Annotated in this window: 20 protein-coding genes and 1 tRNA gene; 3 read left to right on the top strand and 18 right to left on the bottom strand. The window is 69.7% G+C overall.

Features of this window, described 5'->3' with window-relative positions; translation table 11 throughout:
- Positions 1-70: 70 nt before the first annotated feature.
- The 10 genes from ACFV0Q_RS06275 to ACFV0Q_RS06230 form a co-directional block, all read right to left on the bottom strand.
- Positions 71-964, bottom strand: a complete 894-nt coding sequence (locus ACFV0Q_RS06275) for a hypothetical protein (RefSeq protein ID WP_385001234.1) — start codon at positions 962-964, stop codon at positions 71-73.
- Between the two features lie 78 nt (positions 965-1042).
- Positions 1043-2299 carry an aminotransferase class I/II-fold pyridoxal phosphate-dependent enzyme gene (locus tag ACFV0Q_RS06270; RefSeq protein WP_385001231.1) on the bottom strand — a complete coding sequence of 419 codons (1257 nt, stop codon included), beginning with the start codon at positions 2297-2299 and terminating at the stop codon, positions 1043-1045.
- Between the two features lie 28 nt (positions 2300-2327).
- Positions 2328-3278 carry an SDR family oxidoreductase gene (locus ACFV0Q_RS06265; RefSeq protein ID WP_385001228.1) on the bottom strand — a complete coding sequence of 317 codons (951 nt, stop codon included), beginning with the start codon at positions 3276-3278 and terminating at the stop codon, positions 2328-2330.
- A gap of 96 nt (positions 3279-3374) precedes the next feature.
- On the bottom strand, positions 3375-4172 hold the full coding sequence (locus ACFV0Q_RS06260) for an ABC transporter permease (RefSeq protein ID WP_385001225.1): 798 nt from the start codon (positions 4170-4172) through the stop codon (positions 3375-3377).
- Between the two features lie 8 nt (positions 4173-4180).
- Positions 4181-4948: an ABC transporter permease gene (locus ACFV0Q_RS06255; RefSeq protein WP_385001222.1), complete on the bottom strand. Its 768-nt coding sequence runs from the start codon at positions 4946-4948 to the stop codon at positions 4181-4183.
- Positions 4945-5904 carry an ABC transporter ATP-binding protein gene (locus ACFV0Q_RS06250; RefSeq protein ID WP_385001220.1) on the bottom strand — a complete coding sequence of 320 codons (960 nt, stop codon included), beginning with the start codon at positions 5902-5904 and terminating at the stop codon, positions 4945-4947. The genes ACFV0Q_RS06255 and ACFV0Q_RS06250 overlap by 4 nt, the downstream gene beginning before the upstream one ends.
- A complete protein-coding gene (locus tag ACFV0Q_RS06245) occupies positions 5901-6971 on the bottom strand; it encodes a nucleotidyltransferase family protein (protein WP_385001217.1) in 1071 nt (356 codons plus the stop codon). Before ACFV0Q_RS06245 ends, ACFV0Q_RS06250 begins: the two co-directional genes overlap by 4 nt.
- 1 nt (position 6972) lies before the next feature.
- Positions 6973-7824, bottom strand: a complete 852-nt coding sequence (locus ACFV0Q_RS06240) for a hypothetical protein (RefSeq protein ID WP_385001214.1) — start codon at positions 7822-7824, stop codon at positions 6973-6975.
- Positions 7821-9008, bottom strand: coding sequence for a M16 family metallopeptidase (locus tag ACFV0Q_RS06235; protein WP_385001211.1), 1188 nt, complete (start codon positions 9006-9008; stop codon positions 7821-7823). The genes ACFV0Q_RS06240 and ACFV0Q_RS06235 overlap by 4 nt, the downstream gene beginning before the upstream one ends.
- A gap of 395 nt (positions 9009-9403) precedes the next feature.
- Entirely contained in the window at positions 9404-10669 is a 1266-nt protein-coding gene (locus tag ACFV0Q_RS06230) for a helix-turn-helix domain-containing protein (RefSeq protein WP_385001208.1), read from the bottom strand.
- A 266-nt stretch (positions 10670-10935) separates the two neighbouring features.
- Here ACFV0Q_RS06230 and ACFV0Q_RS06225 point away from each other — a divergent pair, with 266 nt between their 5' ends.
- Positions 10936-13275, top strand: coding sequence for an ATP-binding protein (locus ACFV0Q_RS06225; protein ID WP_385001205.1), 2340 nt, complete (start codon positions 10936-10938; stop codon positions 13273-13275).
- A gap of 1277 nt (positions 13276-14552) precedes the next feature.
- On the opposite strand, the gene ACFV0Q_RS06220 is transcribed toward ACFV0Q_RS06225, so the two are convergent.
- The 4 genes from ACFV0Q_RS06220 to ACFV0Q_RS06205 form a co-directional block, all read right to left on the bottom strand.
- Positions 14553-15209: a contact-dependent growth inhibition system immunity protein gene (locus ACFV0Q_RS06220; protein ID WP_385001202.1), complete on the bottom strand. Its 657-nt coding sequence runs from the start codon at positions 15207-15209 to the stop codon at positions 14553-14555.
- A 22-nt stretch (positions 15210-15231) separates the two neighbouring features.
- The gene (locus tag ACFV0Q_RS06215; RefSeq protein WP_385001199.1) at positions 15232-16494 is read right to left on the bottom strand and encodes an RNase A-like domain-containing protein; all 1263 of its coding nucleotides are present in this window, start codon (positions 16492-16494) and stop codon (positions 15232-15234) included.
- A 474-nt stretch (positions 16495-16968) separates the two neighbouring features.
- Positions 16969-18057 (bottom strand): helix-turn-helix domain-containing protein, encoded by a 1089-nt coding sequence (locus tag ACFV0Q_RS06210; protein ID WP_385001196.1) that lies wholly within the window; start codon positions 18055-18057, stop codon positions 16969-16971.
- 72 nt (positions 18058-18129) lie between these two features.
- Positions 18130-18762, bottom strand: coding sequence for a hypothetical protein (locus ACFV0Q_RS06205; RefSeq protein ID WP_385001193.1), 633 nt, complete (start codon positions 18760-18762; stop codon positions 18130-18132).
- A gap of 184 nt (positions 18763-18946) precedes the next feature.
- On the opposite strand from ACFV0Q_RS06205, the gene ACFV0Q_RS06200 reads away from it, so the two are divergent.
- Positions 18947-19444: an NUDIX domain-containing protein gene (locus ACFV0Q_RS06200; RefSeq protein ID WP_385001190.1), complete on the top strand. Its 498-nt coding sequence runs from the start codon at positions 18947-18949 to the stop codon at positions 19442-19444.
- A gap of 129 nt (positions 19445-19573) precedes the next feature.
- Here ACFV0Q_RS06200 and ACFV0Q_RS06195 read toward each other — a convergent pair whose 3' ends face one another.
- Positions 19574-19894, bottom strand: coding sequence for an SDR family oxidoreductase (locus ACFV0Q_RS06195; RefSeq protein WP_385001187.1), 321 nt, complete (start codon positions 19892-19894; stop codon positions 19574-19576).
- A gap of 254 nt (positions 19895-20148) precedes the next feature.
- Between ACFV0Q_RS06195 and ACFV0Q_RS06190 the strand changes: the two genes are divergently transcribed.
- Positions 20149-20221 (top strand) — tRNA-Arg (locus ACFV0Q_RS06190).
- Between the two features lie 60 nt (positions 20222-20281).
- On the opposite strand, the gene ACFV0Q_RS06185 is transcribed toward ACFV0Q_RS06190, so the two are convergent.
- The 3 genes from ACFV0Q_RS06185 to ACFV0Q_RS06175 form a co-directional block, all read right to left on the bottom strand.
- Entirely contained in the window at positions 20282-20923 is a 642-nt protein-coding gene (locus ACFV0Q_RS06185) for a sortase domain-bontaining protein (RefSeq protein WP_385001184.1), read from the bottom strand.
- 281 nt (positions 20924-21204) lie between these two features.
- Complete coding sequence (locus ACFV0Q_RS06180; RefSeq protein ID WP_385001181.1) at positions 21205-21408, bottom strand: hypothetical protein; 204 nt, start codon at positions 21406-21408, stop codon at positions 21205-21207.
- 139 nt (positions 21409-21547) lie between these two features.
- The gene (locus ACFV0Q_RS06175; protein ID WP_385001178.1) at positions 21548-23440 is read right to left on the bottom strand and encodes an MFS transporter; all 1893 of its coding nucleotides are present in this window, start codon (positions 23438-23440) and stop codon (positions 21548-21550) included.
- Between the last annotated feature and the right edge of the window lie 174 nt (positions 23441-23614).

The raw sequence follows: 23614 nt of genomic DNA, 5'->3' as shown, positions 1-23614 counted from the left end.
ACCGCGTCCTCGGCACCGAGACGGGCGGCGAGCCGTCGCGCCTCGGCGAGAACGCCGACGTGAGAACGTCTCACCGCGCCACCTCCTCCGGCTGCCCCGGGTGTTCGCCCTGTCGGTCGAGGCGGGCGATGACGTCCTGCAGGCATGGCTGGTCCAGCACCAGTTCCAGCCCCCGTCGCAGGTTCGGTTCCAGACCGGAGTCGTCCACCGTGTGGACGGCCCAGTCCCACCGCTTCGCCATGTCGCGAAAGATCTGCACCGAATCCTGCTGCAGCAGGCAGAAGCTCTCCATGCCCGAGTCCCCGGCGGCCCGGTAGTCCTCCAGGAGTCCGAGCCGCCCGCTCTGCGCCATCCGCCAGCGGTAGGCGAGTTCGACCGGGCCGTCGATCAGAATCCCCAGCTCCGGCCGGAGAAGAGGAGACCCGAAGACCTGTTCGAGCAATGTCTGCACGTGCTGGAGGGCGTCCGACCACTGCTCGTCGGCCCCGGCGAGGCGCCGCGCGATCAGCATCTCCTTCAGCGTGTGCTTGAAGGGGAAGGTCTCCTGCAAGACGATTTCGCCCCTGCTCACCGCGGGACGGATCACCTCGGCGGCGAGGACGAAGTTGCCGGCGAGTTCCACCATGGCCGCGGCCAGCGGACCGGCGGGCCGTGCCGGGCCCGGAGCGAGTTCGGCGAGGCGGTCCTCCCACTCGCCGTCGCGCCAGGTGGGGAAATCGCGGGGGAGGCGCAGCCATTCGTCGCCGACACGGGATCCCCCGTACAGCAGGCGGAAGGTCTCCAGCCACAGTTGCTGGAGGGCGTCGGACACCCAGGGGTTCTGTTCACGGTCGAGACACGACCGCCATGACACCTCGCGCACGGTCAGCCCGCGCTCGCGCAGGGCGGAGGCGACGGTGCGTACGAGAGTGGTCTTGCCGATGCCGTCGGCGCCCAGGAAGGAGATGTGGAGGCCATTGGCCATGAAGAAGCTCCGAGCGGTAGGAGAACGGTGGTTCAGGCGGGCTCAGAAGGCCGATCGCCAGGCTGGTCGCGTCCGCGCTCAAAGCCCGAGTCGGCGGGCGACACGTTCGATTCCGTGGACGTACTGGTCGAGGACGGCGTCCGCGGGCTCGTGCAGGTTCTTGTCAGGAAAGGCGAGGGTGGCGCCGTACAGGTGTGTGGCGTGGGGGAGTTCGGCGTCACGGTACAGCGGCCGGCGGCGCTGGGGGTCGTAGCCCGCGAGGCCGATGTCGTGGTGCTGGAACGGCCAGGTCTGGTGCAGCGGCTTGGTGGTCGGGCGGGCCACCTTCAGCCCTTGGGCCTGCAGGAGACCCACGAAGGTGTCGATGTCGGTGCCGGCCGCGTGCTCCGGGCGGTAGACCACCTTGTATCCGTACCAGCCGCCGCGGCTGCAACCGGCAGGGGTGCGCGGCGGGTCCAGGAAGCCGAAACGGGCCAGGCGCTCGCTCAGGCCGGTCAGTACCGCTGTCCGCGTCGCGATCCGCTCGTCCAGCGAGTGGCAGTGGTCGAGGGCGAGTTCCGCCGCGAGCGGATGCATGCGCAGGTTCTGCCCGTGTCCCGTCTCGGCGGGCCCGGACCATCGGCTCGTGGCGGGCAGTTCCTCCTGTGCGCGTTCATGGGCGTGTCCGAGCAGCAGGGCTCTCGCGTGGATGTCCGCGCTGTTCGTCAGCAGCAGCCCGCCCATGCCCCCGCTGATCATTTTCTGGCCGCCGAGGCTGAGGCAGCCGACCGCGCCGAGGGTCGCGACCTTGCGGCCGCCGACGGTGGCTCCGTGTGCCTGCGCGGCATCCTCGACGACCGGAATGCCGTGCCGGTCGGCGAGCTTCATGAGGGCGTCCATATCGGCGGGCAGGCCGAACATGTGGGTGACGCAGATGGCCTTGGTCGCCGGGCTGATCCTGGCGGCGATGTCGTCGATGTCGGCCCGCGCGGACACCGGGTCGCAGTCGTACAGGACCGGTAGCGCGCCCAGACCGAAGAGGGGAGTCGCACTGGCGTGGAACGTGTACGTGGGGACGAGGACCTCGTCGCCCGGTCCTATCCCGAGCCCCGCGTAGGCGCTGGCCAGCGCCGCCGTACCGCTGGACACCGCCAGGGCGTGCTCGACCTGGAAGTACTCCCGCGCCCAGTCTTCCAGTTCCAGGACGCTCCGCTCCCTGCCGAAGGCGTAGACGGTCCCCTCCTGGATCCTGCGCTGGACGCGGGCTGCCGTGGCCTCGGAGTAGCGGGGCCAGGCCTCCGGCAGCGGCAACGTGACGGCTCGGCCGCCGGAGGCGGGGTCGGTAGGGCGGTTCATGGCGGTAGCTCGCTTCTGGATGGGGTGGTCAGCGTCCGAAGGTGGTGGGAAGCCCGCCGTCCACGGGAATGACGGCTCCGGTGGTCGCCCTGCTGCAGGGCGAGGCGAGGAACGCGACGGTCTCGGCCACCTCGGTCGGGGTGACCCGCACCCGGAGCATGGTGCGCTGGGCGTAGTACGTCTCCAGGTCCTCCGGAGCCACCCGGTGACTGGCGGACTTCTCCGCCCTGAGCTCCGGTCCCCAGAACTGGGATCCCTCGAACACGGCACCGGGATTGACCACGTTGGCGCGTACCCCGACGGCCGCGCCTTCGAGAGCGACGATCCTGGCCAGCTGCAACTCGGCCGCCTTGGCTATCGGATACGCGCCGAAGCCCACGCTCGGCGCGACCGCGACCTTGGAGACGATGTAGACGAGTGAGCAGCCCGTACCAGTGGCCGCGTTCTCGGAGAAGTGCGCCAGAACCGCCTGTGACAGGGGGAAATGAACTTCGAGGTTCCGCTCGATGCTCTGTGAGAACTCGGCCGCCGAGATCTCCGAGAGCCGGCCGGTGGCGCTGGCGCCCGCGGCGAACACGACGGAGTCCACGGTCCCGAAGCGGTCCAGGGTCGCCTCCAGCACCCGGGCGGCCGTCCCGGGGGAATTCAGGTTGCCGTCCACGGTGATCCGGTCCGGCGAATCCCCCAGTTCCTCGTCGAGCACCTTGAGCCCCTGGGCGTCCAGGTCGGTGAGGACGAGGCGGCTGCCCAGGGAGCTGAACAGCCGGGCGACCGCTCGCCCGATGCCCGATGCGGCGCCCGTGATGATCACGACCTTGCCGGCGAGCCGCATCGGGTCGGCCGGACTCGGCAGCGTCGCGGGAAGCGGCCGGGCGTCCACCATGGACCCCTGGCGCGGCCGCCCGGAGTCACTCGTCCGCACGGTGTCCGCGAGCGCTTGCAGGTCCTTCTCCGCGATGAGCCGGATAGTGCTGTCCACATCCATCGGTCAGTTCACGCCTCTCCTGAGTGCAACGGGGCGACGCCGGTGGCCCGACGCGCTTTCCTCGCGGGTTCCTCGGGCACGCCATGGCCCTCAGGATGCGAAGTCGATGGTCCCGGCTCGTCTGCCGCGGTATACCAACGAGGTGAATGCCAAGTGGGCCGCGACCAGCCAGCAGGCCCCCACGAGGAGCCCCTTCGCGGCCAGCACGGCGACATGTGCCGGGCCGCTGCCGTCCGCCAGCGCGCGCAGGGCCGCCAGCAAGTGCGTCAGGGGGATCGCGTCGGCCACGACTCCCACCCCTGCGGGCCAGTAGCCGACCGGCACCTGAACTCCGCAGATGGCCATCATCACCAGATAGGCGACGTTGGACACGACGTTGCGGAAGCCGCCCGCGTTGAGGATGACCGCGGCCAGGAACAGTCCCAGGCAGTAGGTCGTCACCGCGGTGAGGCAGACGATGACCACCACCGGAACGATCTGCCCGGCCCGCCAGTGCACGCCGAAGGCGGGGCCCAGGGTGAACAGCGCCACGAGCGAGGTTCCGGTGCCGCTGATCGGCCATTGCAGGCTTCGGCCGATGAAGACCCAGATGGGCCGTGCCGGGGACGCGGTGATGAGCGAGAGCGTCCCGGCCTGGCGTTCCCAGGCGGACGACGCCACCACCGACAGGGACTCGATCGCACACGTCATCAGGGCGTTCCCGACCACCAGATAGGTGGTCCGCCCCGAGCCGCCGACCACATGGCCGAGGAGCACGAAATAGGTGACCTGCGCCAGCATCCGGCCGAGCCAGCCGAACGTCCACGACTTCCACGTGTAGATGACCCGCATGTCGGCGAACGCGTTGGCCGCGCTGTGCCTGATGATCCGGAGGGGTTGCACGAGCATCACGGACCTCACACCTGGGCCAGGGTTCCGATACGGCGCACCCGCTGCAGGACCCAGCCCAACAGCACCAGTCCCGTGCCGAAGCCCACCGCGCCGAGTCCGGCGATCACGGCGAGTCTGGGCAGCGCGTGCATGACGGGTGGTGCGCCGAGACTGTCTCGCATCAGGTCCGCGGACCAGGACAGGAAGACCGCCCACGAGGCGGGCCGCAGCCAGGCCGGGAGCACCGATACGGGTACCAGGACGCCGCCGAGCAGGTAGAACGGGTAGCTGAGCGTGTTCTGGACGATGCGTGCCGAGGGCATCAGGACGAACAGCGAAGACAGGATGCTCGCGGTACCCGCGGTCGCCAGGCCCGTCACCAGTACGCACGCGACCGTGACCCCGGGGTGGGGCAGCGGCAGCCAGCGCCCGAAGACGAGCCCCCCGGTGAGCCATGCCTCCGCGAAGGCGACGACTCCCACGGCGGTGACCGCGCACATGCGGCCCATCACGACGACCCCGAGCCGCGCCGGCGCCGCCACGAGTCCCTCCAGCGTACCGAGCGCCCGCTCCTCGTTGATGAGTTCACCGGCGGTGTACAGCGACAGCAGCCACAGCGACATGAGGGTCGGCGCGACGATGGCGTACCCCGACAGATCCTCACGTCCCGCGTGTTGACTGATCGCCAGGAACAGAACGGTCAGCAACGGCGTCGTGAGGCACACCTGGACCGTGTCCGGTGACTTCCACGCCAGCCGCAGCTGGAACCAGACGGCGGTACGGAACAGCCTCACCCGGTCACCGCCATGCCTCGTTCACCCATGACGTGCAGGTAGACCTCCTGGAGGCTCGGCCGCCCGGTGCTGATCCCGGTCACCCCCGCGTCCACGAGCCTGCGCAGCACGAGGCGCGTCGCGTCGCTGTGCTCGGTCTCGACCCGCGTCGTGTGCCCGTCGGCCTGCTTCACCGAGACGACCCCGGCAATTCCGGCGAGCTCCGCGGCCACGTGGCCGGGGACGCGGTCGGCGTCCACCCGTTCGTAGCGGGAGATCAGCGCGCCGATCTCGGACGGGGCGTGGGTCGCCAGGATGCGTCCGTGGTCGACGAGGGACACCCGGTCGCAGACGGCCTCCGCCTCGGCCATGTCGTGGGTCGTGAGCAGGATGGTGCGTCCGTCGGAGCGCAGTTCCCCCACCAGGGCCCGGAAGTCCTGGGCCGCGACCGGGTCCATTCCGACCGTCGGCTCGTCGAGAATGAGCACGGGCGGGTCGGCGATCAGTCCCCGGGCCAGATGCAGCCGCTGCTTCATACCGCGCGACAGGGTGTCCACGCGGTCACCCGCCCGTTCACCGAGTCCCATCCTCTCCAGGAGCGCGTCGCACCGCCGCCTCGACTCGCCGCCGTGCAGACCGTAGAGCGCCGCCCAGAACCGGATGTTGTCCCGCGCGGTCAGCCGGGCGTAGAGGCCCCGGTCGCCGCCGAAGACGATGCCGATGGACCTTTTGACCTGGTCCGCCTCCTTGACCACGTCATGGCCCAGGATCCGGGCGGTGCCGGAGGTGGGGATCAGGACGGTCGAGAGGATCCTGCACAGCGTGGTCTTGCCGGCGCCGTTGGGGCCGAGCAGGCCGTAGACCTCGCCTTCCTCCACCGTCAGGTCGACGCCCTGAAGGGCTGTTACGTCGGCTTGACGCTTCGCCTTCCGGGACCCGTAGGACCGCGTCAGGGCTCGGGTCTGCACAGCCGTCACGGTGTTTCCTCCGGCAGGCGGTCGAGTTCGAGTTCGCGCAGCGCCGCGTCGTACCGCTCCTGGTCGACGATCTCGTCGGTGACCAGCAGGTAATCGCCGACCGGTGTCAGCAGCAGGGCGTTGTCACCGAACAGGTGCGTCCGTACGCCGTCCCAGCCGGTGCGTCCGGCGACGCGCCGAAGCGGCATCCCGTACAGCGGGCTGCCGTCGGCGACGGCGGCCGTCACCTCGCCCGTCGGCCGGGCGGGGCCCGGATGGGCCGCCCGGCGTTCCAGTTCACGGGCCGCCGGTGCCTCCAGCGCCTCGCCGAGGCCGCTCAGCGCGCCCGGCGGGACGCGCTCGGCCGTGAAGGCCACCAGCTCCCTGACTTCGGGAGCCAACCGGTACTCCTCCACGGCTGCGACGAGTTGTGCCGTCGACAGCTGCGGTTGCGCCTGCCCGAGGACGTGCGTGTCGATCGCGTCCCGGGCGTGGAACGGCCGCTGGAAACGCTCCTCGCCCAGAGCGAGCAGGTTGGCGACCAGGACGTCGTCGGGCAGGGCCGGCCGGATGGGAACGCCGCGGTAGTCGCCGGTGAGCGCCGCCGTCGCCACCTCGACACGGAGTTCCGGATCGAGCAGGGGGTCCTCGGGGGTCCAGGTCATCGTCACCACGACGTGCCGGGTCGGTGCTCCCAGTACCGAGACGCCCAGGTAGAGCGGTTCGTCGGCCAGCAGCAGCCGCACCACCTGCCACAGGTCCCGCTCGTTGTCGACCAGCAGGTCGAGGTCGCCCTGGGGGCGCAGCAGGCCGTCCGGATAGTAGCGGGCCAGCAGCGGGCCCTTGACGGGCCGTACCGGAACCTGTGCCGAGACCTCGGCCAGGATGGATTCGTACCGCTCGGCACGCCGCCGGGCCCTGTCCAGTTCGCCGCGTGCGGCGTCGGACATCTCCACACCGTGGCGCGCCACGGCGGACAGGACGAGGTAGGGGAGCGTGTAGTGCTGCTGGCGCGCGGCGAAGAGCAGCTCGGCGGGGCCGGCCTCCTCGGGGACGCCCAGTGCCTCGTACAACGTCGCGAGATCCATGTCACTCACCGTTCCTCGTGCCGTTGTGGGCCAGCCGCCAGTAGACGTGGTCGACGCGCCAGCCCCGCTGGACCAGTGCGGCGGTGACCGCCTCGCCCCTCCCGGGAGCGACGTTCCGGGCGGGGTGGACGACGTGGCCGATCAACGGGAGCCCCGCCCGGCCCGCATGGGCGATGGCGGCCGCGGTCAGCGCGGCCACCACCGCGCGTCGGCAGTCGTCCGCGGTGTCCGCCAGCACGTCCAGCAGCTCGATGTGATCGCGACCGGTCACGTCGTCATGGGCCGCGCACAGCAGCGTGGCGTGCCCGACCGGCCGGCCGTCGGCGAAGGCCAGGTAGGAAACGCGATCGGGCAGGTGCAGGAGGTCCTGGGCGACCGCGGCCACGATCTCCGGATCGGCCGTCGCGTCCTGTTCGGCGCTGCCGTCGGTGACCGCCCGGGCGATCCACTCCGCGACGACAGCGTCGTCGCGCTCCGGCACGGCGGGGCGGATGTCGAAGCCCTCGGGTGAGGGCACGGAGTCCACCGGCTCACCGTCGTACCGCACATACGTCAGCTGCCGCTCCCACGGTGCGTCCAGGGCGAGCCATCCGGGCGCACGCACCACCACGGCCGTCGCGCCGGGGCTCTCCCTGAGGACCCGGTCCGCCAACGTGTCGAGGCTGACGGCATCGAGGAGGATCTCCGGGGCGCAGAACTCGATCAGGACCCGCTGTTCGTCCAGTGCCGGATCATGGTGCTCACCGGCCACGTAGGGGTGGCCGTGCAGACTCCCGAGCAGCCCTGCCTCCTCGGCCGCCGCGAGATACGCGGCGGCGGCGACGCGAGCGCACGCGTCGGCTCGGGCGTTCACGGCCGCTCCGGGCGGACCACGGTGATCAGGTCGGAGAGCACTTCGGCAGCGGCCTGCTGGATGTCCTGTGCCCCCACCGCGGCGATCCGATCCAGTTCGCTCTGCAGATTCCACGGCTCGGGACGGCTCACGGCGTGCAGAGCGAGCGAACGGGCGTGCTCCAGCGGGGTCTCGGTACCCAGGATCAGACGCATCCGTGCCTGCCGACGGGCGGCATCGAGATCCGCGTCGGACGGCCCGGCGGCCGCGAGGCCCTCCAGCTCCCGGATCACGATGTCCACGGCCTTCCCTCCGTTGCCGCTGTCCACACCGATCAGGACGCGCCACGCCCCCGCCTCGGTGTAGCCGCGGTCCCAGGACTCGAAGGAGTACGCGATGCCCGCCTCGACACGGAGCTTGCGGTACAGCAGCGATGAGGCGTGTCCGCCGAAGAGGTTGGCCAGCACGGTGAACCGGTGACGGCCGGGGTCGGCGAGACTCGTGGACCGCCCGCCCACGGCAACCCAGCCGAACTCGTCGGGCCAGGCCGGCGCGGCTGCGTGGACCGGACGGAGCGGGACCGACTCCCGGACTCGGGCGGGGCCTGACGGCGCCGCTTCCCGACCGGACAGACCGCGAGGGATCGAGGGCCCGACCACGGCCAGCGCCATCGGGCTGGCCGAGAAGGCGCTGCGGTGCCCCTCGCCGACCGCCTCCAGCCCCAGAGCACGGACCTCTTCGACGCTCCCCCCCACGGGACGGCCCAGCGGGTGCCCGGGGAAGAGCGCGGCGAGGAAGGCGTCCTGGACGACATCGGCGGGGTCGGCCGCGGCTGCCGCGAGTTCCTGCAGGACGGCCGCGCGCTCGGACTCCAGGACGACGGCGTCCAGTTCGGGTGCGAGGATGCCGGACAGCATCGACTCGACGACGGCGTCGGCGTCCTGGGCGTCGACCTGGGCGTAGAAGACCATGTGTTCCAGACCGGTCTCCGCGTTGGCACTGCCACCGAGGCGCTCGATGTACTGGACGAGCGGTTCGCCATCGGCCACCGGGGCGGACATCAACAGGTGTTCCAGCACATGGGCGAGCCCACCCTGGTGCACCGAGTCGTGGCGCGAGCCGTACGCCACACCGAGGCAGATGCTCGTTGTCCTGAGGCGTTCGTCGACCACCAAGGTGACCGGTACGCGATCCGCTGGGTACATCAGGGTTCCTTATGCCGAATGGTTCATGGAGACGGAGAACTGCGCGCCGATGTCGAGGAATGCGATTTCAAGGCCGGAAATGAAGAATTGATGCGAGTGCCGCCGCAGGAAGATTCCTGCGGCGGCACTCGGCGTCAAGCACTCGACTCAGCGGCCGACCTTGACCTTGTCCAGGCGCGGACGGAGACCCACGTTGTGGTTACGCATTCTGTACACCCCCCTTCCATTGATAGGTCCGCCCACCCGTATTCGGGGAGGCGGTTTCCTCACTTCAAATCCTGTCGTGGGGCTTCCGGATGATCAAGGTGTTGTCCGTTGTCCGAATGGATGGACAACTCTCCACGTACGGGAGGTGTACTCGGGGTCCGCACCCCAGAGGGCGTCGCCATGTCCCGTCAGTCGTTCAGGGCGCCGGCCAACTCGGCTGCGTAGGCGCCCAGCAGCGCTGTGGTGCTGTAGCGGCCCGGCTCCGCCCGGCCCAGCAGTTGGGCCTGGTACAGGGCGTCCAGCTGCCGCAGGGCCACGCGCTCGGGGACGCCGAGGAGGTCCGCCGCCACCTGAACGGAGACGCCGCCCCGCGAATGCGGCGCGACCACTCGGAACGCACGGGCTTCGTCCTTCTCCAACGCCTGGTAGGACCAGGAGAAGACCGAGCGGATCGAACTCGCCACGTCGTTCGCACAGGCCAGTAGGTCGAACAGCGCCGATCCATCGTTCAGTTCCGCGACCATGTCGTCGAGACGTGCGTACTGCCCGGTCGAATAATGCTCCGCCGCGATGCGCAACGCCAGGGGTAAGTAACCGCACTGTCGGGCAAGTTCGAGGAGAACGGTCCGATCGGCCTGCCGGGTGCTCAGACCGGTGCCTTCGGTGACCGCGTGCAGAAGCTCGCACGATTCGTCGGGGGAAAGCGCCTCCAGGGTGATCCGAACCGCTCCCTCCCGGACCACCAGGCCGGGCAGCCGATTGCGACTGGTGACGAGTACGCCGCAGTGCGGTGAGCCGGGCAGCAGGGTGCGGACTTGTTCGGCCGTCGCGACGTTGTCCAGAACGACGAGCACCCTGCTTCCGGCGAGCAGGCTGCGGTACATCGCCGCCCGGTCCTGCAGTCCGCCCGGCACTCGCTCCGGCTCCACTCCCAGCGCGTGCAGGAAGCCCGGCAGGACGTCGTACGGCTCGACCGCCGTGCCGTCGGGGCCATGCGCCCGCATGTCGTGGAAGAGGATGCCGTCGGGGAAGGCGGAGGCGTTCCGGTGTGCCCATTCAAGGGCGAACGCCGTCTTTCCGACACCGGCCGTGCCGGTCACACAGACCGGTGTCCCTCCCCGATGCGCTCCGTCGGCCGAGGGCAGCGCACGGTCCAATGCCGCCAGCATCTGCGCGCGGCCGACGAATCCCCTGGTCGCCGGGGGAAGTTGGGCCGGGAGCGGCAGTCCGGCCCGCGGCCGCCCGGCGCTGCCCGTCTTCTCGTGCGCCAGAGCCAGTCGGCCTTGGGCCCGCAGGGCGTCGTCGCACCGCCGGGCTAAGTCCTCGGAGGCTTGTTTACGACCGGTTTCGATCCTGCTCAAGTGACCCTTGCTGTAGTGGACCACCTTGGACAGTTCGCTGAGCGACAGGCCTTCCGCCAGTCGCCGCGCCCGGAGGTCGTTCCCGAATGACAACTGCCGCTCACTTTCAGGGGGGGTCCGCGACGGCCGGTACCGACATGGGTCCGGGGCCCTGCCGCGCGATTCTGGAGGTTCGATGGGGTGGAGGAGCGCGGGGCCGGGGTGTGCCGGGTGGGTCGGCCCTGTGCCCGAGGTGACTCAGCCAACCTCGTCGGACAGGGAGCGGACCAGGAAGTTCCACTAGCAGAAGAAAGATCTTGCATACTTCTGCAGAAAGGATTCGCCGTCCCGGCGGGACCGCGTGACCAGGGGAATCATCGATGAGCGACGGGGAGTTCGCCGAGCGTCTGCGCGCCTTGCGGGCGGGTGCGGGGGTCAGTCAGGAGGATCTGGCGCAGACCGCAGGAGTGAGCGTGCGTGCCCTGTCGGACCTGGAACGCGGCCGCACCCGGGGCCCGCAGCGCCGCACCGTGCAGGCCCTGGCCACCGCCTTGGGACTGGACGCCATTGGTGCCCACGATCTGGAGCGCGCGGCCCGTCTGGGCCGCCCCCGCCCCCGCCCCACCACCGAGCCGGTCCGTCGGCCGACCGACGGACCGGGTGCGGGGCCCGCCCCACACCACGCGCTCACGCTGCCGCGCGATCTGAGCGACTTCACCGCCCGCGGCCCCGCCCTGGACCGGGTCCGCGCCCTGGCCGAACAACTCGATCCCGCCCATCCACCCGTCGTGGTGGTCTCCGGACAGCCCGGGCTGGGCAAGACCGCTTTCGCCGTACACGCCGCTCACGCACTCGCCCCTCACTTCCCGCACGGGCAGTTCGTCGTCGATCTGCGCGGCATGGATCCCCAGCCCACCCTCCCGCGCGACGCCCTTGCCCGGCTGCTGCGCGCCCTCGGGGTGGCCGACAGTGCCGTCCCGCCCACCACCGACGACCGCTGCGGCCTGCTCCGCTCCGTCCTGCGCGACCGGCGGGTCCTGCTCCTGCTGGACAACGCGGCCGACGAGGAACAGGTCCGCCCGCTGCTGCCCGGCCACGGCCCCTCGCTCACCCTCGTCACCAGCCGCCACTCCCTGGCCGGCCTCGAAGCCGTCCACCGCACCGAGCTGGCCCTGCTGCGCCGCGAGGAGGCGGTCGAGCTCCTCACCCGTGTCATCGGCCCCGAACGAGTTCATCGGGAGAGCCAGGCCGCCCGCGACCTCGCGGAGCTGTGCGGGCACCTCCCCCTGGCCGTCCGCATCGCCGCACAGCGCCTGGCCGCCAGGCCCGGTGAGCACCTCGCCAAACTCGCCACCCAGCTCGCCACCCACGAAGGCCGCCTGGATGCCCTGCAAGCCGGCTCACTGCAGGTCCGGGCCACCTTCGCCCTGTCCTACCGGCAACTGAGTCCGGCTGCCCGCACCGTCTTTCGCCGTGCCTCGCTCGCCGCCGGCCCCGACTTCAGCCCCCAGATCGCGGCTTTGCTGGCCGACCTGCCCCTTCGCCAGGCCGCCAGATGCGCGCAGGACCTGACCGATGCCGGACTGCTCCAGCCCCACCCCACCGCCGACCGCTACCGCTTCCACGACCTCCTCCACCTGTTCGCCACCGAACAACTGGCCGAGGAGGACGATCCCGCACACCTCGCAGCCACGCGGGACAGGGTCGACGTATGGACACTGCGCCGGGCGACCGCCGCCGCGCGGCTCTTCGACACGGAACCCCACCCCGACTCCAGCGGTGACGGCGACCTCGACCCGGACACCGCGCCCACCGACCGCGAGCAAGCGCGGACGTGGCTGGAGGAGGAGCGGGCGCAGTGGCTCGAGGCGCTGGGCCGGGCCCGGGCGGCCGGCCGGCACCAGCAGGTCATCGACGCCGCCGAGGCGATGCACTGGTTCTCCGACCGCACCCCGCACTGGGAGGTGTGGGCGCAGGTCTTCCAGTGGGCCGTCGACTCGGCCCGCGCCCTGGGCAGCAAGCGCGACGAGGCCGTCCAGCTCAACTATCTGGCCTGGGCCTACAACATGTGCCTCTACGACCACCACGCCGGCCTGGCCACCGCGCGGACCGCCCTGCACGTGGCACGCGAGGTCGGCGACCAGCTCCAAGTGGGCTGGGCCCTGGGCTACGCGGCAGCGGCGCTCCACCGGCTCGGACGGACCGACGAGTCCATCGTCCGGCTCCAGGAAGCGGCCGACCACCTCGGCCAGCAGACCTGCGGACAAAGCCGCCTCGCCGAACTGAGCGCCCTCAACACCCTCGGCCAGCACCTGCGCCAGGCCGGCCGCGCGCAAGAGGCCCTGACCATCCACCGACGCAGCGAATCCATCTGCCGTGCCGGCGTCCCGGGAGTGCTGCCCGAACTGGTCGGCCTGTACCTGGCGGTGACCCAGCAGCACATCGGCAACGACCTTGCGGCATTGCACCGGTGGAGCGAGGCCGAAGACCCCCTGCGTTACGCGATCACCCACTTCGAGGCGGCGCAGATGCCCGCCTGGGGCGAACCGGCCCGCCTCGACCTCGGCATCGTCCTGCGCCACCTCGCCCGGCACCAGGAAGCCCACGCGACCCTGACCGCCGCCCACCAAGGCCTCGTCCGGCTGAACAATCCTCGCCAGACCGAGGCCGCCAACGAGCTCGACCAACTCATCAGTGACAGCCCCGCGCCGGCCTCATGAGCTGCCCACGCCCACCCCGCTCTACCGCCGCACGCCGCTGGGCGACGCGCCCGCCGCCGTCACGGCCCCTAACCGAGACGGCCGGAAGCGTAGCCCTCCGCGACGAGGATCAGAAGCCGGGACAGCTCTCGTGCACCATCGGCAGTCTCGGCATCCAGTCGAAGCTCCGCCCTGCGCAGCGCGGCCACGGCCACGGCCAGTCTGGCGTGCCGATCGATGTGCCCACGACGCGGTGACGAGCGAGGAATCAATCGGCACCGGCGGCGTGCTCGTAGTACGGCACGCTCCGTGGCGCGGAGGCTATTCGAAACAGCGTGGAGCGTGACAGGCCTGAGCTTGGCGGGTACGGCTACGAGCTGAGCGCATTCCGCGATCGTCCCGAGGGCATGGATCGCTGGCAGCGTCAGAGCAAGGGGCAGGCATCTGCCCTTCGCCCAACGCACGACCCCGAACCTCCACAGGATGAGCGGTGCGTAGAGCATCGACAGTAGGGCGACAGGTGCACCGTAGATCTCACCTGCGTGAGGGTGACTGGTGACCGCCCAGGCGAACCAAGGAAGCCACAGGAGGCATATCGCGAAGAGGATGCTGTTCATGTCCTCGGCGCGGGCCGCGACGTACACGTGCCAAGCGATCGCCTTCCGCAGCGGCGGCCGCAGCGTGGCCTCAGTCCCGGTGGCACGCAGGTCACTCGTGACGCCTTCCGCCCATTGAACGATGTTGGACCGCAGCGACGGCCAATTCCCGCGGGCCAGGCCCCACTCACGCTGTACGAGTTGACGGTGAACTGCGGAGATCATCATGCCCCCTTCTCCCTTGAAGGGAGCGTGGCACGGCTCAAGGCCGTTGGCAGTGCCGTTGCTGACCTGTGACGGTGAGGAACGCCGAAGAAGACCCCCGGCGGAGCGCCTGCGCGGACGGCACCGATCCTGGGTGTGGGGCACGAAGGGCCATTGGTCGTCTCCGACCGGCAGCATCCGCCGACCAAGTTCCAGGCGTTGGCCCGTTGAGCGGACCGCAACCCGTGCTGGCCAGATACGGCGCACCATGGGCAGGAAGCAGGGCCAAGCTGCCGGGAGGCAGCACCTACGAGCCGATCCGGCCCCTCCAGCCGGAGGGCGGCTGCTGCGGCCGATCCCTGATCCGCATCTCCACATTCAAAGGCAGGCCCGGTAGGCGTAACCCACGCACACCGGGCCTGCGGGCGTTACCGGCAAGGCAGGGCTGGGCCGGGCGAGCCAGGTATCGACCGCCAAGCCATGCCGACTACCCGCCATTCATCCCTGCGCCTGGTGGAGAACGATCTCCCGCACATCCGCCAGCCATTGGCGCAGCCGCACGCCCTTGGGCGGGAGGATACTGAGTCCCAGTGTCGCCGCTGACTTCTTGAGCAGTTGATCTGATTCGTTGAGGCTCAGGAATTCACGGATCTCGCCTGCCAACTGCCGGAGGTCGCTCTCCGAAGTGTCTGAACTGTAGTCGTCCAGAGCCTCCCTGTGCGAGGAGTACTCCAGCGAGAAATCTTGGTGGAAGTACGCTCCCAGCAGGTGTGAGAGTTCAGGAAAACGTTCTTTCCATTCCCATGCGGTCTGAGGAGGCGTCTGGGAGGGAGCCGCCGGCTCCGCGAGGAACTGCCGGAGGTGCCCGCCGATCACGGCAAGGCAGCCCTCCACCGACTTCCCGTGGGGAGGGTGGATGTGGGGCAGGAGGTCGACGTCATCCGCGATCTCTTCGTTGAACAGACCGGTCTCGAGGAGGTCGTCGATTTCGGCTGCCGCCTCGGCTGCGCGCGCGGGGTCGATCGCTGCTTGCCTGAGGTAGGCGCTGAGCGCAGCTCCGCTGCGGTCGTCCGTGTCATCGAAGACGTAGCCGGTCACTTCATAGGAGCGCAGCAGCTGGCGCAGCTCACGGAAACGATCGTTCGACGGTGTCACCTGTTCATGCCTTACTCTCGCGCTATGGAATGGGATATGAAGTGAGGACTCGGTAGCCGCTCGCAGCGGATGGATCGCGCTTCAGGACCACTTGCACTCCGTTCACCCATTGTGCGGCGGTTCCGCGTTTGAAGTTCTCCCGGGTCAGGCTCATCCCGGTTGCCTCGTCGAAGTGCTCAGAGAAGTCCATCTTCTTCCTCTTGGGGTTAGCGAGCCATTCGCCGATCTCCTTCTGGTGTTTGAGCATCGCGGCATCAGCGAATCTCTGAGCAGAGACCTCGTCTATGTATCGGGATGCCGCACCCATTCCGGGGTTGCTTCGCAGACGTGCACGCAGGTCGCGTGTCGTCATCGTCACGTGCCGCTCGATGGTATGCGAGCCGTTGTTTCCTTCGTCCCCCGCTATATCCGCACGGTACTTGGGATTGACTGGCCCCTTGCGCTTGCTGCGAGGCCATGCGTTCGGCTCTCCATCGCGGAGGAGCATGCCGAGATCGCCCGCCTCGACCGCGAGCCCGCTGGGCAGCGCGAACTCCGGTGTGTAGACCGGCAGACGGGCACCTCCCAGGAGACTGGTCCATCCACCGCCCTCTCTTGCGAGCTGGAACGCCTTCCCTGCTCCGCCGAAGGCTCCGCCGGTAAGGCCTCCGTAGACTCCGGCATCCTGTGCCTCGTCAAGGTTGAAGCCGGTCTGCAGCCCCGCGGCTATCTTGAGTGGTTGCGCAACGGCGAGGTCGACGGTGACGGATTCGATGCCCGCGATGGCCGCGGTCGCGAAGACGGTGCCGGCGATTGTGGCGACCTCGGTTGTGAGAGCCACGCCCACCGTTGCCGCCAACTCGACAATGGTGGCGGTGGCCGCCGCCGCGGCGACCTCGGTCGCGCCGAGGGTGAAGAACGCGAGGGCCGTGCCGGCGACGATGACGGCGCCGGCGATCTCCAGTTCGCGGTCGAGTTTCTTCTTCGCGTCAGCCACGGCATCGGCGTACTGGTCGATCCCGGCTGCCAGGGAACGGGGGCCATCGACGAGGTCCTGGAGCCACCCCTTCTTGTCCCTGTAGTAGCGGGCCCAGAAGGGGTCGGCGAACGCCGAGATGGCCTCGCCTGTGTTGTTGTGAATCAGCGTCTGAGCAGCCTTGTTGGCGGCTGCGGCGACGTCTTCCATGTCGTCGGCGAACGTGCGCCAGGCGTTCGCAATAGCACGCAGTTTGCCGACGTTGGCCGCGGGCCACTCGATTCCGGTGACATCAGTGACGATGTCCCGGACCTTGTCACCGGCGCTCACTGTTGGTGGCCCCCCGTGTCGGGCCCACCCTGGGAATCAGATGCGGCCTTGCGGAAGATGGCCCCGACCAAAGCGTCGTTCTCTATGTGGCCATCTGCCATGTCGGTCATCGCTGTGTGGATGCTAGCCAGGCCCTCCTTGAGGATGCCTGCGGACTTCTCGATCTGGGCGACGATCGGCCCGTACTTGGCGTAGAACTCCTTGCCCGGCTCATCGTCTCCCCAGGCGGCCCCGGCTTTCGCCAGCGAGGCGGCAAGCGTGCCCAGGGCAGTGCCGAGTGCCTCGCTCCGGTCAGGGAAGTGCGGGGGACTGCGTCAGTCGGTCCAGCGGCTCGCGTCCAAGCTCGCCGCGGACTGCCCTCCTCGGAACGCTCGGCTCATCGCTGCAGATCAGAGGCCTATCGGCGACACCACCGACCCGTAGCTCACCCGGTGCCTGAGACGGCCCGGTCAGCCCGTCTCAGGCATCCTCCGTTCAGGGCACCAGGGACAGGGCACGCCGAGGCTCCGATGCGGCCCGCTGGCCGCCGCCGTCGACCATCGTCATGGTCAGGCCGAAGAGCATCTTGTTCATCTCGTCCGGCGTGAGGCCCAGCTCGGCGGCCACCGCCGCCGGCTTCATCCCCGTGGACCGCAGGCCCTGGAAGACCTTGGTGAGCACCTGGGATGTCTCCCGCTTCTCCATGCCTTCTGGCTCCGCCTTGCGGTAGCCCCGCTGGCTCAGCTCGGTGCAGGCGGAGCGGTACTGCCAGTCGGTGAGGAGTCCGAGGTCGTGCATGCGGTAGGTCAGGGCCATCGCGGACACGTTCCAGATGGCCTTTCCCTTGAGGATCTGATCGACGTGGGCCCCGGCCGGCATGTGACCCAGCACGCTCGAAGCAGGCATGAGGAAGGCGCTGGCGAAGTCGTTCGCCTGCCGCTCGGCCTCAGGACCGGCACACTCTCTGTCGGTGCCGTGCATGACGAGGTGTCCGAGTTCGTGGGCGGCGTCGAAGCGGCTGCGCTCGGCGGACTTCATCGTGTTCAGGAAGACGAAGGGAGTCCTCCCGCGCCAGACGGCGAAGGCGTCGACTTCCGCATGGTCGGGCGCGAGCGAGAAGACTCGGGCGCCGTGCGCCTCCAGGAGGTGCACCATGTTGGGTGCCGGGGAGCTCCCCAGCCCCCACGTCGTGCGGACCATCTCGGCCGCGGTCTCGGGGTCGGGCTTGCCGAGAGAGGGAATGTCGGCGACCGGCAGACGGAAGCGCTCCTCGATCCAGTCGTAGAGCAGCGCGGCCAGCGTTCCGGCCGCGCGCGCGGCGTCGAGAGTGCGGGCCGGAGTCTTGCTGCGAGCACGCCACGAGATGCCCTCGACGGGCAGCTCGTCGATCTCCGGACCGGTGAAGAAGTCTCCCGGGAAGCCGAGCGCGCCTGCGAGTCGCTCCACGGTGGTACTTCGGGGTGCCGTCCGGCCGGTCTCATAGTTGGACAGGCTCTGGAGCGAGACCCCCGCGAGTTGAGAAAGCTCGGCGAGCGTCAGGCCCCGGCGCTTTCGGGCCAGCGTGATGCGGGACGGGGTCACCATGGTGAGACTGCCTCGGGATCCGAATGGTGCGGGTGGGGCGGCCAGTATCGCGGCCACCCCACATGATGGGCCTCAGCGAAACTCGACGGAGATGTCGATCTCGTCGGGTCCATCTTCGTCCGACAGTTCGATTTCGTCCATCTCGATGGCCGGCAGCAGTATCCGCTGCTCCCACTTCACGACGAACCCGCGATCGACCTGGCCGGGCAGTGACAGCTCGCTGTGGATCCGCACCCCACCCTCGGCCTTCACCCGGTACGAAACCAGGAACCAGGTCTTGAGCTTCAGGGCCTCGTCTTCATCGAGGAGGACTTCGTTCGGATCGACGGGCGGCGGGAAGAGCCCGAGCTGCACGTTGTGTTCGGCGGCGCGCTCCGTGGCGGCGCCCCTCTTGTGGAGGTTGGTGGGGTGGAGGCTCGCGCTACCGGTGGCCGCGTCGCCGACCATCGTGCCGATGGCGAGCGTCTTCTCCGGGTTGCAGACGAGTTCGAGGTGGTCGTGGAGAAGCCGCTTCCACCCCTCGTGGCGAATATGCGCTTCCCGCAGCATCCGCACGTGCTCCTGATAGGCGCGCGTCCCGGCAGTGTTCGCCGGATGGTTGGGGGTGGCCGTTCGCCGCGCCGCCTCGCCGGCGTACAGAGCCGGGTGAAGGTACTCCAACTTCGTTCCCAGCGCCGCCAGCTGGGCATGGACGCCATGGGACACGGAGCCTCCGGTGATTGGGCGGGAAGTTATAAGGAGGCTACCGCAAACGAGGCGTCAGTTTTATAAGTTTCCCTCCATGAGCCTTAAGCTGATGCCTAGTTGCCGCCCATCAAAGGTTGCCGTCCACACACTGCCTCAGAGCGGGCCGCGGCCCGCTTGGTCGCCGGCCCAACGAAGGAACCCCGTGACTCAGCAGACCAACAACCCCTCCCCGGCCCTCAAGCCGGCGTTCGACTCGATGACCCTGCTGGTCGCGGCGGTCATCGTCCACGATCGGGCCGCCAATCGCGTCGTGCTCCTCCAGCGCGGTGAGAACGCCAAGTTCGGCCAGGGGTTGTGGGACCTACCTGGCGGCAAGAGCGAGCCGGGTGAACCGATCACCGAAACCGCGGTCCGCGAGCTCTACGAGGAGACCGGCCTCACGGTGAAGGCCGACTCGCTCGAGGTCGTTCACGTCATCCACGGCGCCTGGGGCGTCGAGGCTCCCAACGGTTACCTAGCGGTCGTCTTCGCCACTCACGAGTGGACCGGCGAGCCCGAGAACCGCGAGCCCCACAAGCACTCCCAGGTCCGCTGGGCCCATGTCGATGCCCTGCCGGGCGAGTTCGTCCACACGTCGGGCAGTGCCCTACTAGCCTTCCTGCACGGCGGCCCCCAGGTCACGCTCAGAGGGTGGTCGTAGCCCCCGGAGGCAGGAGAGAGCCGTGTCCGATTCGCCTTGGGACGCCGCTCTGTCGCGCCCATCCAGCCGTTCCACCCCTTCAATTACGTTGGCGAGCCCGTCGCTCTGCACCCGCGCAAGAGGTCAGTCTCACCAGGGAATCGGCCCGTCCTCGGCCCGAAAGGTGCCCGTCGGGCCGTCCTCGCCCGCCGTCGCCAGGTCAACCGCCACGGCCGCGCCCTCTTCCGCCGTGCGCATCCCGGTGTGGCGGTTGAGGTCGGTCGCGCAGTAGCCGGGACTCACCGCGTTGACCAGGATCCCTTCGGCGCGCAGTTCATTGGCGTAGAGCACGGTGATCGCGTTCAGCGCGCTCTTCGAGGTGCAGTGTTCGACCAGAGCCTCTGGAATCGCAGCGTGATCGCCTACGGCGTGGATCGCCAGAAGATCTTCGTCCTCGGCTTCGCCACCCACCACCCCAGACGCTCAGAAACCCCAGGTCGCGACCGTGCCTTCGTCTCAGCCCCGCGACCACGACAATCCATGCGACCACTCCCAGCACGATCCGCTAGGCTGTCAGCGGTCAGATGACTACCAGGCGTGTGCCCGGGAAAGTGTTCGCGAGGGCATCTCCGCCTGGGTGCGCGAACGTCATCTGAGCAGCACGTTTGTCGAGGCAGGTCGCACGATCCCTCTGGGGTTTCCGGCAATGTTTCCGACAAGCCCCGGCCTTCGTAGCTCAGGGGATAGAGCACCGCTCTCCTAAAGCGGGTGTCGCAGGTTCGAATCCTGCCGGGGGCACGCGAGGGGAGGCCCCCAGCCGAGATCGGCTGGGGGCCTCCTTTTTCGTGTGCGGGGTGGTTACGGCCGCAGGTCCGCGTAGAGGATGACGTTGTTGGTGCGGTGGCCGTCCTTCAGGGGGCCGCCGCAGGTCAGCAGGCGGAGTTCCGGGCGTGGGGTGGGGCCGTAGACCTTGTCGGTCGGGAAGTCCCGCTTGTTGACGTCCTCGATCTCGCGGATCTTGAACTTCGCCGTCTTGCCGTCCTCGCGCGGTACCTCGATGGTGTCGCCGAGTTGGATCTTCTTGACGTCCTTCATCAGGGCCGGGCCGTGCCGGGTGTCGAAGTGGGCCACCAGGACCGAGACGCCCGTCTCGCCCGGGGTGACGCCCTCGGTCCACCAGCCCGGGCTGTCGGCGTCGGTGTCGGCGTCGGGGACGCCGAGTTCGCCGGAGGACGGGTCGACCGTGAGGTCGACCATCTTCTTCGCGTCCACGCCCGCCGCGTCGATCTTCATGCCGGTCGGCTTCGAGCGCTCCAGGGCCGGGGCGGCGGAGGCGGCCTGCGCGGTGGCCGTGCTGCCGACCTCGGGGTCCGGCGCGAGCTTCGCGGTGGCGCTCCCGCCGCAGGCCGCGAGGGTGCCGGAGACGGTCAGGGCGAGGGCCGTGAGGGCGACCCTGCGGCGGGTGAGGGTGGTGGGGGTGGTGCGGGCGGTGGGTTGCATGGTGGTCAGTTCTGGTTGCGGCGGAGTGGGGCGAAGCCGAGGCCTGCGGCGCCTGGCGTCCCGGTCCCGGTCTCGTCCCGGGTCCCGTTCGGTGGCCATCCGTTGTGCAGTGGTTCGCCCTGGCGACAGGCACAAAGCTACGAGAGTCACGTCTGGGTCGTCCGTCGGCCATGTAACGGTTGCCCGGATGCGGGGAGGCGGATCGGTCACGGCGTGCTCGAAAGCCCTCCCGGTCTGACCGGGAGGGCTTTCCAGTGCACGTCGTGACGGGGAGAGTGCCGTCAGCTGAGGCCCCTGCTGCGTTCACCGATCCGGTCGCCCTGCGGGGTGCCGGCCCGCTTCAGGGCCGCCTTGGTGTGGGCGCCGCCCTTCACCTTGCTCCGGATCGGACCGTCGAAGCCGTGACCCTGTGTGCGCGGCAGCTGGAGCTGCTCCGCGGCCTTCGCGATCGCCGCCTGGACGTCCTGCTTCTGCTCTTTGCTCATCCCGTCGTCAACTCCCTCGGGAAGCACCCAATCGGACTCAATCCGACTCAATCGGACTACTGGGATCGTATGCAGATATGCGGACCAATGCACCCGGGCCGTACGTAAAGAATCGCGGAGGACCGTGGAGGACCGTGGATCAAGAGCGTGGCGGAGCCGGGCGTTCCGGCTTGCCCACCGCGGTGCGGACCAGTTCCTCCGGGCAGGGCGTACCCCGCGGGAGCTGGTACTTCGCCGCCACCCGGTACTCCCCCGGCGCCGGGGCCAGCAGCTCCGTCCAGGTGTCGCCGGCGGCGTCCGGGGCGGCCTTGAAGAGGCACCCGGACGTGTTCGCGTACTCCTTGGGAACCGTGCCCGTACCCGAGCCGGTCGCGCCGCGCGCCTTCGAGACGGGGGTCTCCTGCGGGGGCTCGACCGGCTTGCCCTCCGCGTCGACCAGGCCCAGCCACGGCGAGTGCGGGATCCGCACCAGCACCCGGCCGGGCGTCCTGACGTCGATGACCAGCCGGTCGGCGCCCGCCCGCACCACGGTCGCCGGGCCGGCCACCAGGTTCGTCGGATCGACGACCCGGAACAGCCGCCAGTTCGCGTCGCCCCATACCTCACTGAGGTACGGGAGCCCCGCGCCCACCAGTTTCGCCTCGGCTTCCCCGCCCGAGTCGGGTTTGTCGGCGGGCAGCACCACGTAGTGCACGGCCCAGCGCTCCAGCCAGGCCCGGTAGCCGTCGGCGGTGAGGGTGCCGTCGTAGAAGAGCGGGTTGCGCTCCAGGTCGGCCTGCCGGTTCCAGCCGCGCGCGAGGTTCACGTACGCGGGGAACGCGGAGGACTCGCGGTGGCTGCTGGCGGGGACCACCTCGACGCGGCCCCGGTCGGCGCCCGCCTTCTGGAGCTGGTCGACCAGCGGGGCCAGCTCCCGGTTCCAGGCGGCCACCGGGGTGGTGCGGACGATGTCGGTGATGCTGTTGGTGGTGATCCAGGCGGTCAGCCCCACGAAGGCGAACAGCACCGCGTACCAGCGCCGCGAGCGCGGGAGCGGGTACGGGAGGGCCGCGAGCAGCACCGCCCCGCCGAACAGCATGACGAGGCGGGTGACGTTCGAGCCCACCTGGGAGTCGATCGCCCAGGTCAGGAACACCCCGAAGGCGTAGACGGCCGAGGCGATACGGACCGTCTTCCACCGCTCGGGCACCAGGAAGACGATGGCCAGGCCGAAGACGAAGGGCAGCCAGGCCGAGCCCAGCTTCATCGGCTGCGTCCCCGAGAAGGGGAACAGCCACGCCGACAGCCCCACGACGGCCGCCGGAGCCAGCCCGAGGGCGTACGCGCCCGGCCGCCGCCGGCTCAGGAACAGCGCGGCCGCGACCACCCCGAGGAACAGGCCCGCGACCGGACTGGCGGCCGTGGCGAGCCCCGCGAGCGGCGCGGCGACGGCGGCCTTGGCCCAGCGCCGCCGGGCCCATTTGCGGGGCCAGCAGAAGACGGCGGCGACGGCCCCGAGCGCGAACAGCACGCCGAGCCCGAAGGTGACCCGGCCCGACAGTGCGTTGCACAGCAGCCCGTACACCCCGGCGAGGGCCGGCCACAGGGGGCGCCGCACGGCTCCGCGGCAGCGGGTCAGGATCAGGGCGAGGAGTCCGGCCGAGCAGGTCCCGGCGATCATCATCGTCGTCCGGACGCCGATCATGTGCATGACGTACGGGGACACGACGCTGTACGAGACCGGGTGCATGCCCCCGTACCAGGCGAGGTTGTACGCCGTGTCGGGATGCCGGCCGACGAACTCCGCCCACGCGTCCTGCGCGGCCAGGTCCCCGCCGCTGTTGGCGAAGCTGAAGAACCAGACGACGTGCAGGACGGCCGCCACGGCCATGGCGACGGCCACGGGGTGCCGGTGCGCCCATCCGAGCGCGCGGACGCCTATGCCGTCCGGCCCCGGGGCGTCCGGACCCATGGCGTCCGTACCCGTGGCGTCCGGCCCCGGGGACGCCACGGCCGGGCCCTGCCTCTGCTCATGCTGCTCAGCGGTGGTCACAACCGACGCTCTCTCCCCGACACGACACCCGAGTCCCGCCCCGGCACCCTAGACGCGCCGCGGCGCCCCCGGGGTTCCCCGGGCGCCGCCGCGCCCCGGCGATCGCGATCGGATCAGCCGCTACGGGGCAGCTTGCTGCCCCGCCCCCGCGCGACCAGTTACCGCGCAGTGTCG

The sequence above is a fragment of the Streptomyces sp. NPDC059564 genome (assembly GCF_042735575.1).
Classification (GTDB): Bacteria; Actinomycetota; Actinomycetes; order Streptomycetales; family Streptomycetaceae; genus Streptomyces.
Note: the sequence above shows the minus strand (reverse complement) of the source record. Positions and strands in the feature narration are given on the sequence as shown.

Bases quoted from the DNA above. Each gene is read 5' to 3' on its own strand.
- ACFV0Q_RS06275 (WP_385001234.1), bottom strand. From the start codon at position 964: ATGGCCAATGGCCTCCACATCTCCTTCCTGGGCGCCGACGGCATCGGC.
- ACFV0Q_RS06270 (WP_385001231.1), bottom strand. From the start codon at position 2,299: ATGAACCGCCCTACCGACCCCGCCTCCGGCGGCCGAGCCGTCACGTTG.
- ACFV0Q_RS06260 (WP_385001225.1), bottom strand. From the start codon at position 4,172: ATGCTCGTGCAACCCCTCCGGATCATCAGGCACAGCGCGGCCAACGCG.
- ACFV0Q_RS06245 (WP_385001217.1), bottom strand. From the start codon at position 6,971: ATGGATCTCGCGACGTTGTACGAGGCACTGGGCGTCCCCGAGGAGGCC.
- ACFV0Q_RS06235 (WP_385001211.1), bottom strand. From the start codon at position 9,008: ATGTACCCAGCGGATCGCGTACCGGTCACCTTGGTGGTCGACGAACGC.
- ACFV0Q_RS06225 (WP_385001205.1), top strand. From the start codon at position 10,936: ATGAGCGACGGGGAGTTCGCCGAGCGTCTGCGCGCCTTGCGGGCGGGT.
- ACFV0Q_RS06210 (WP_385001196.1), bottom strand. From the start codon at position 18,057: ATGGTGACCCCGTCCCGCATCACGCTGGCCCGAAAGCGCCGGGGCCTG.
- ACFV0Q_RS06185 (WP_385001184.1), bottom strand. From the start codon at position 20,923: ATGCAACCCACCGCCCGCACCACCCCCACCACCCTCACCCGCCGCAGG.
- ACFV0Q_RS06180 (WP_385001181.1), bottom strand. From the start codon at position 21,408: ATGAGCAAAGAGCAGAAGCAGGACGTCCAGGCGGCGATCGCGAAGGCC.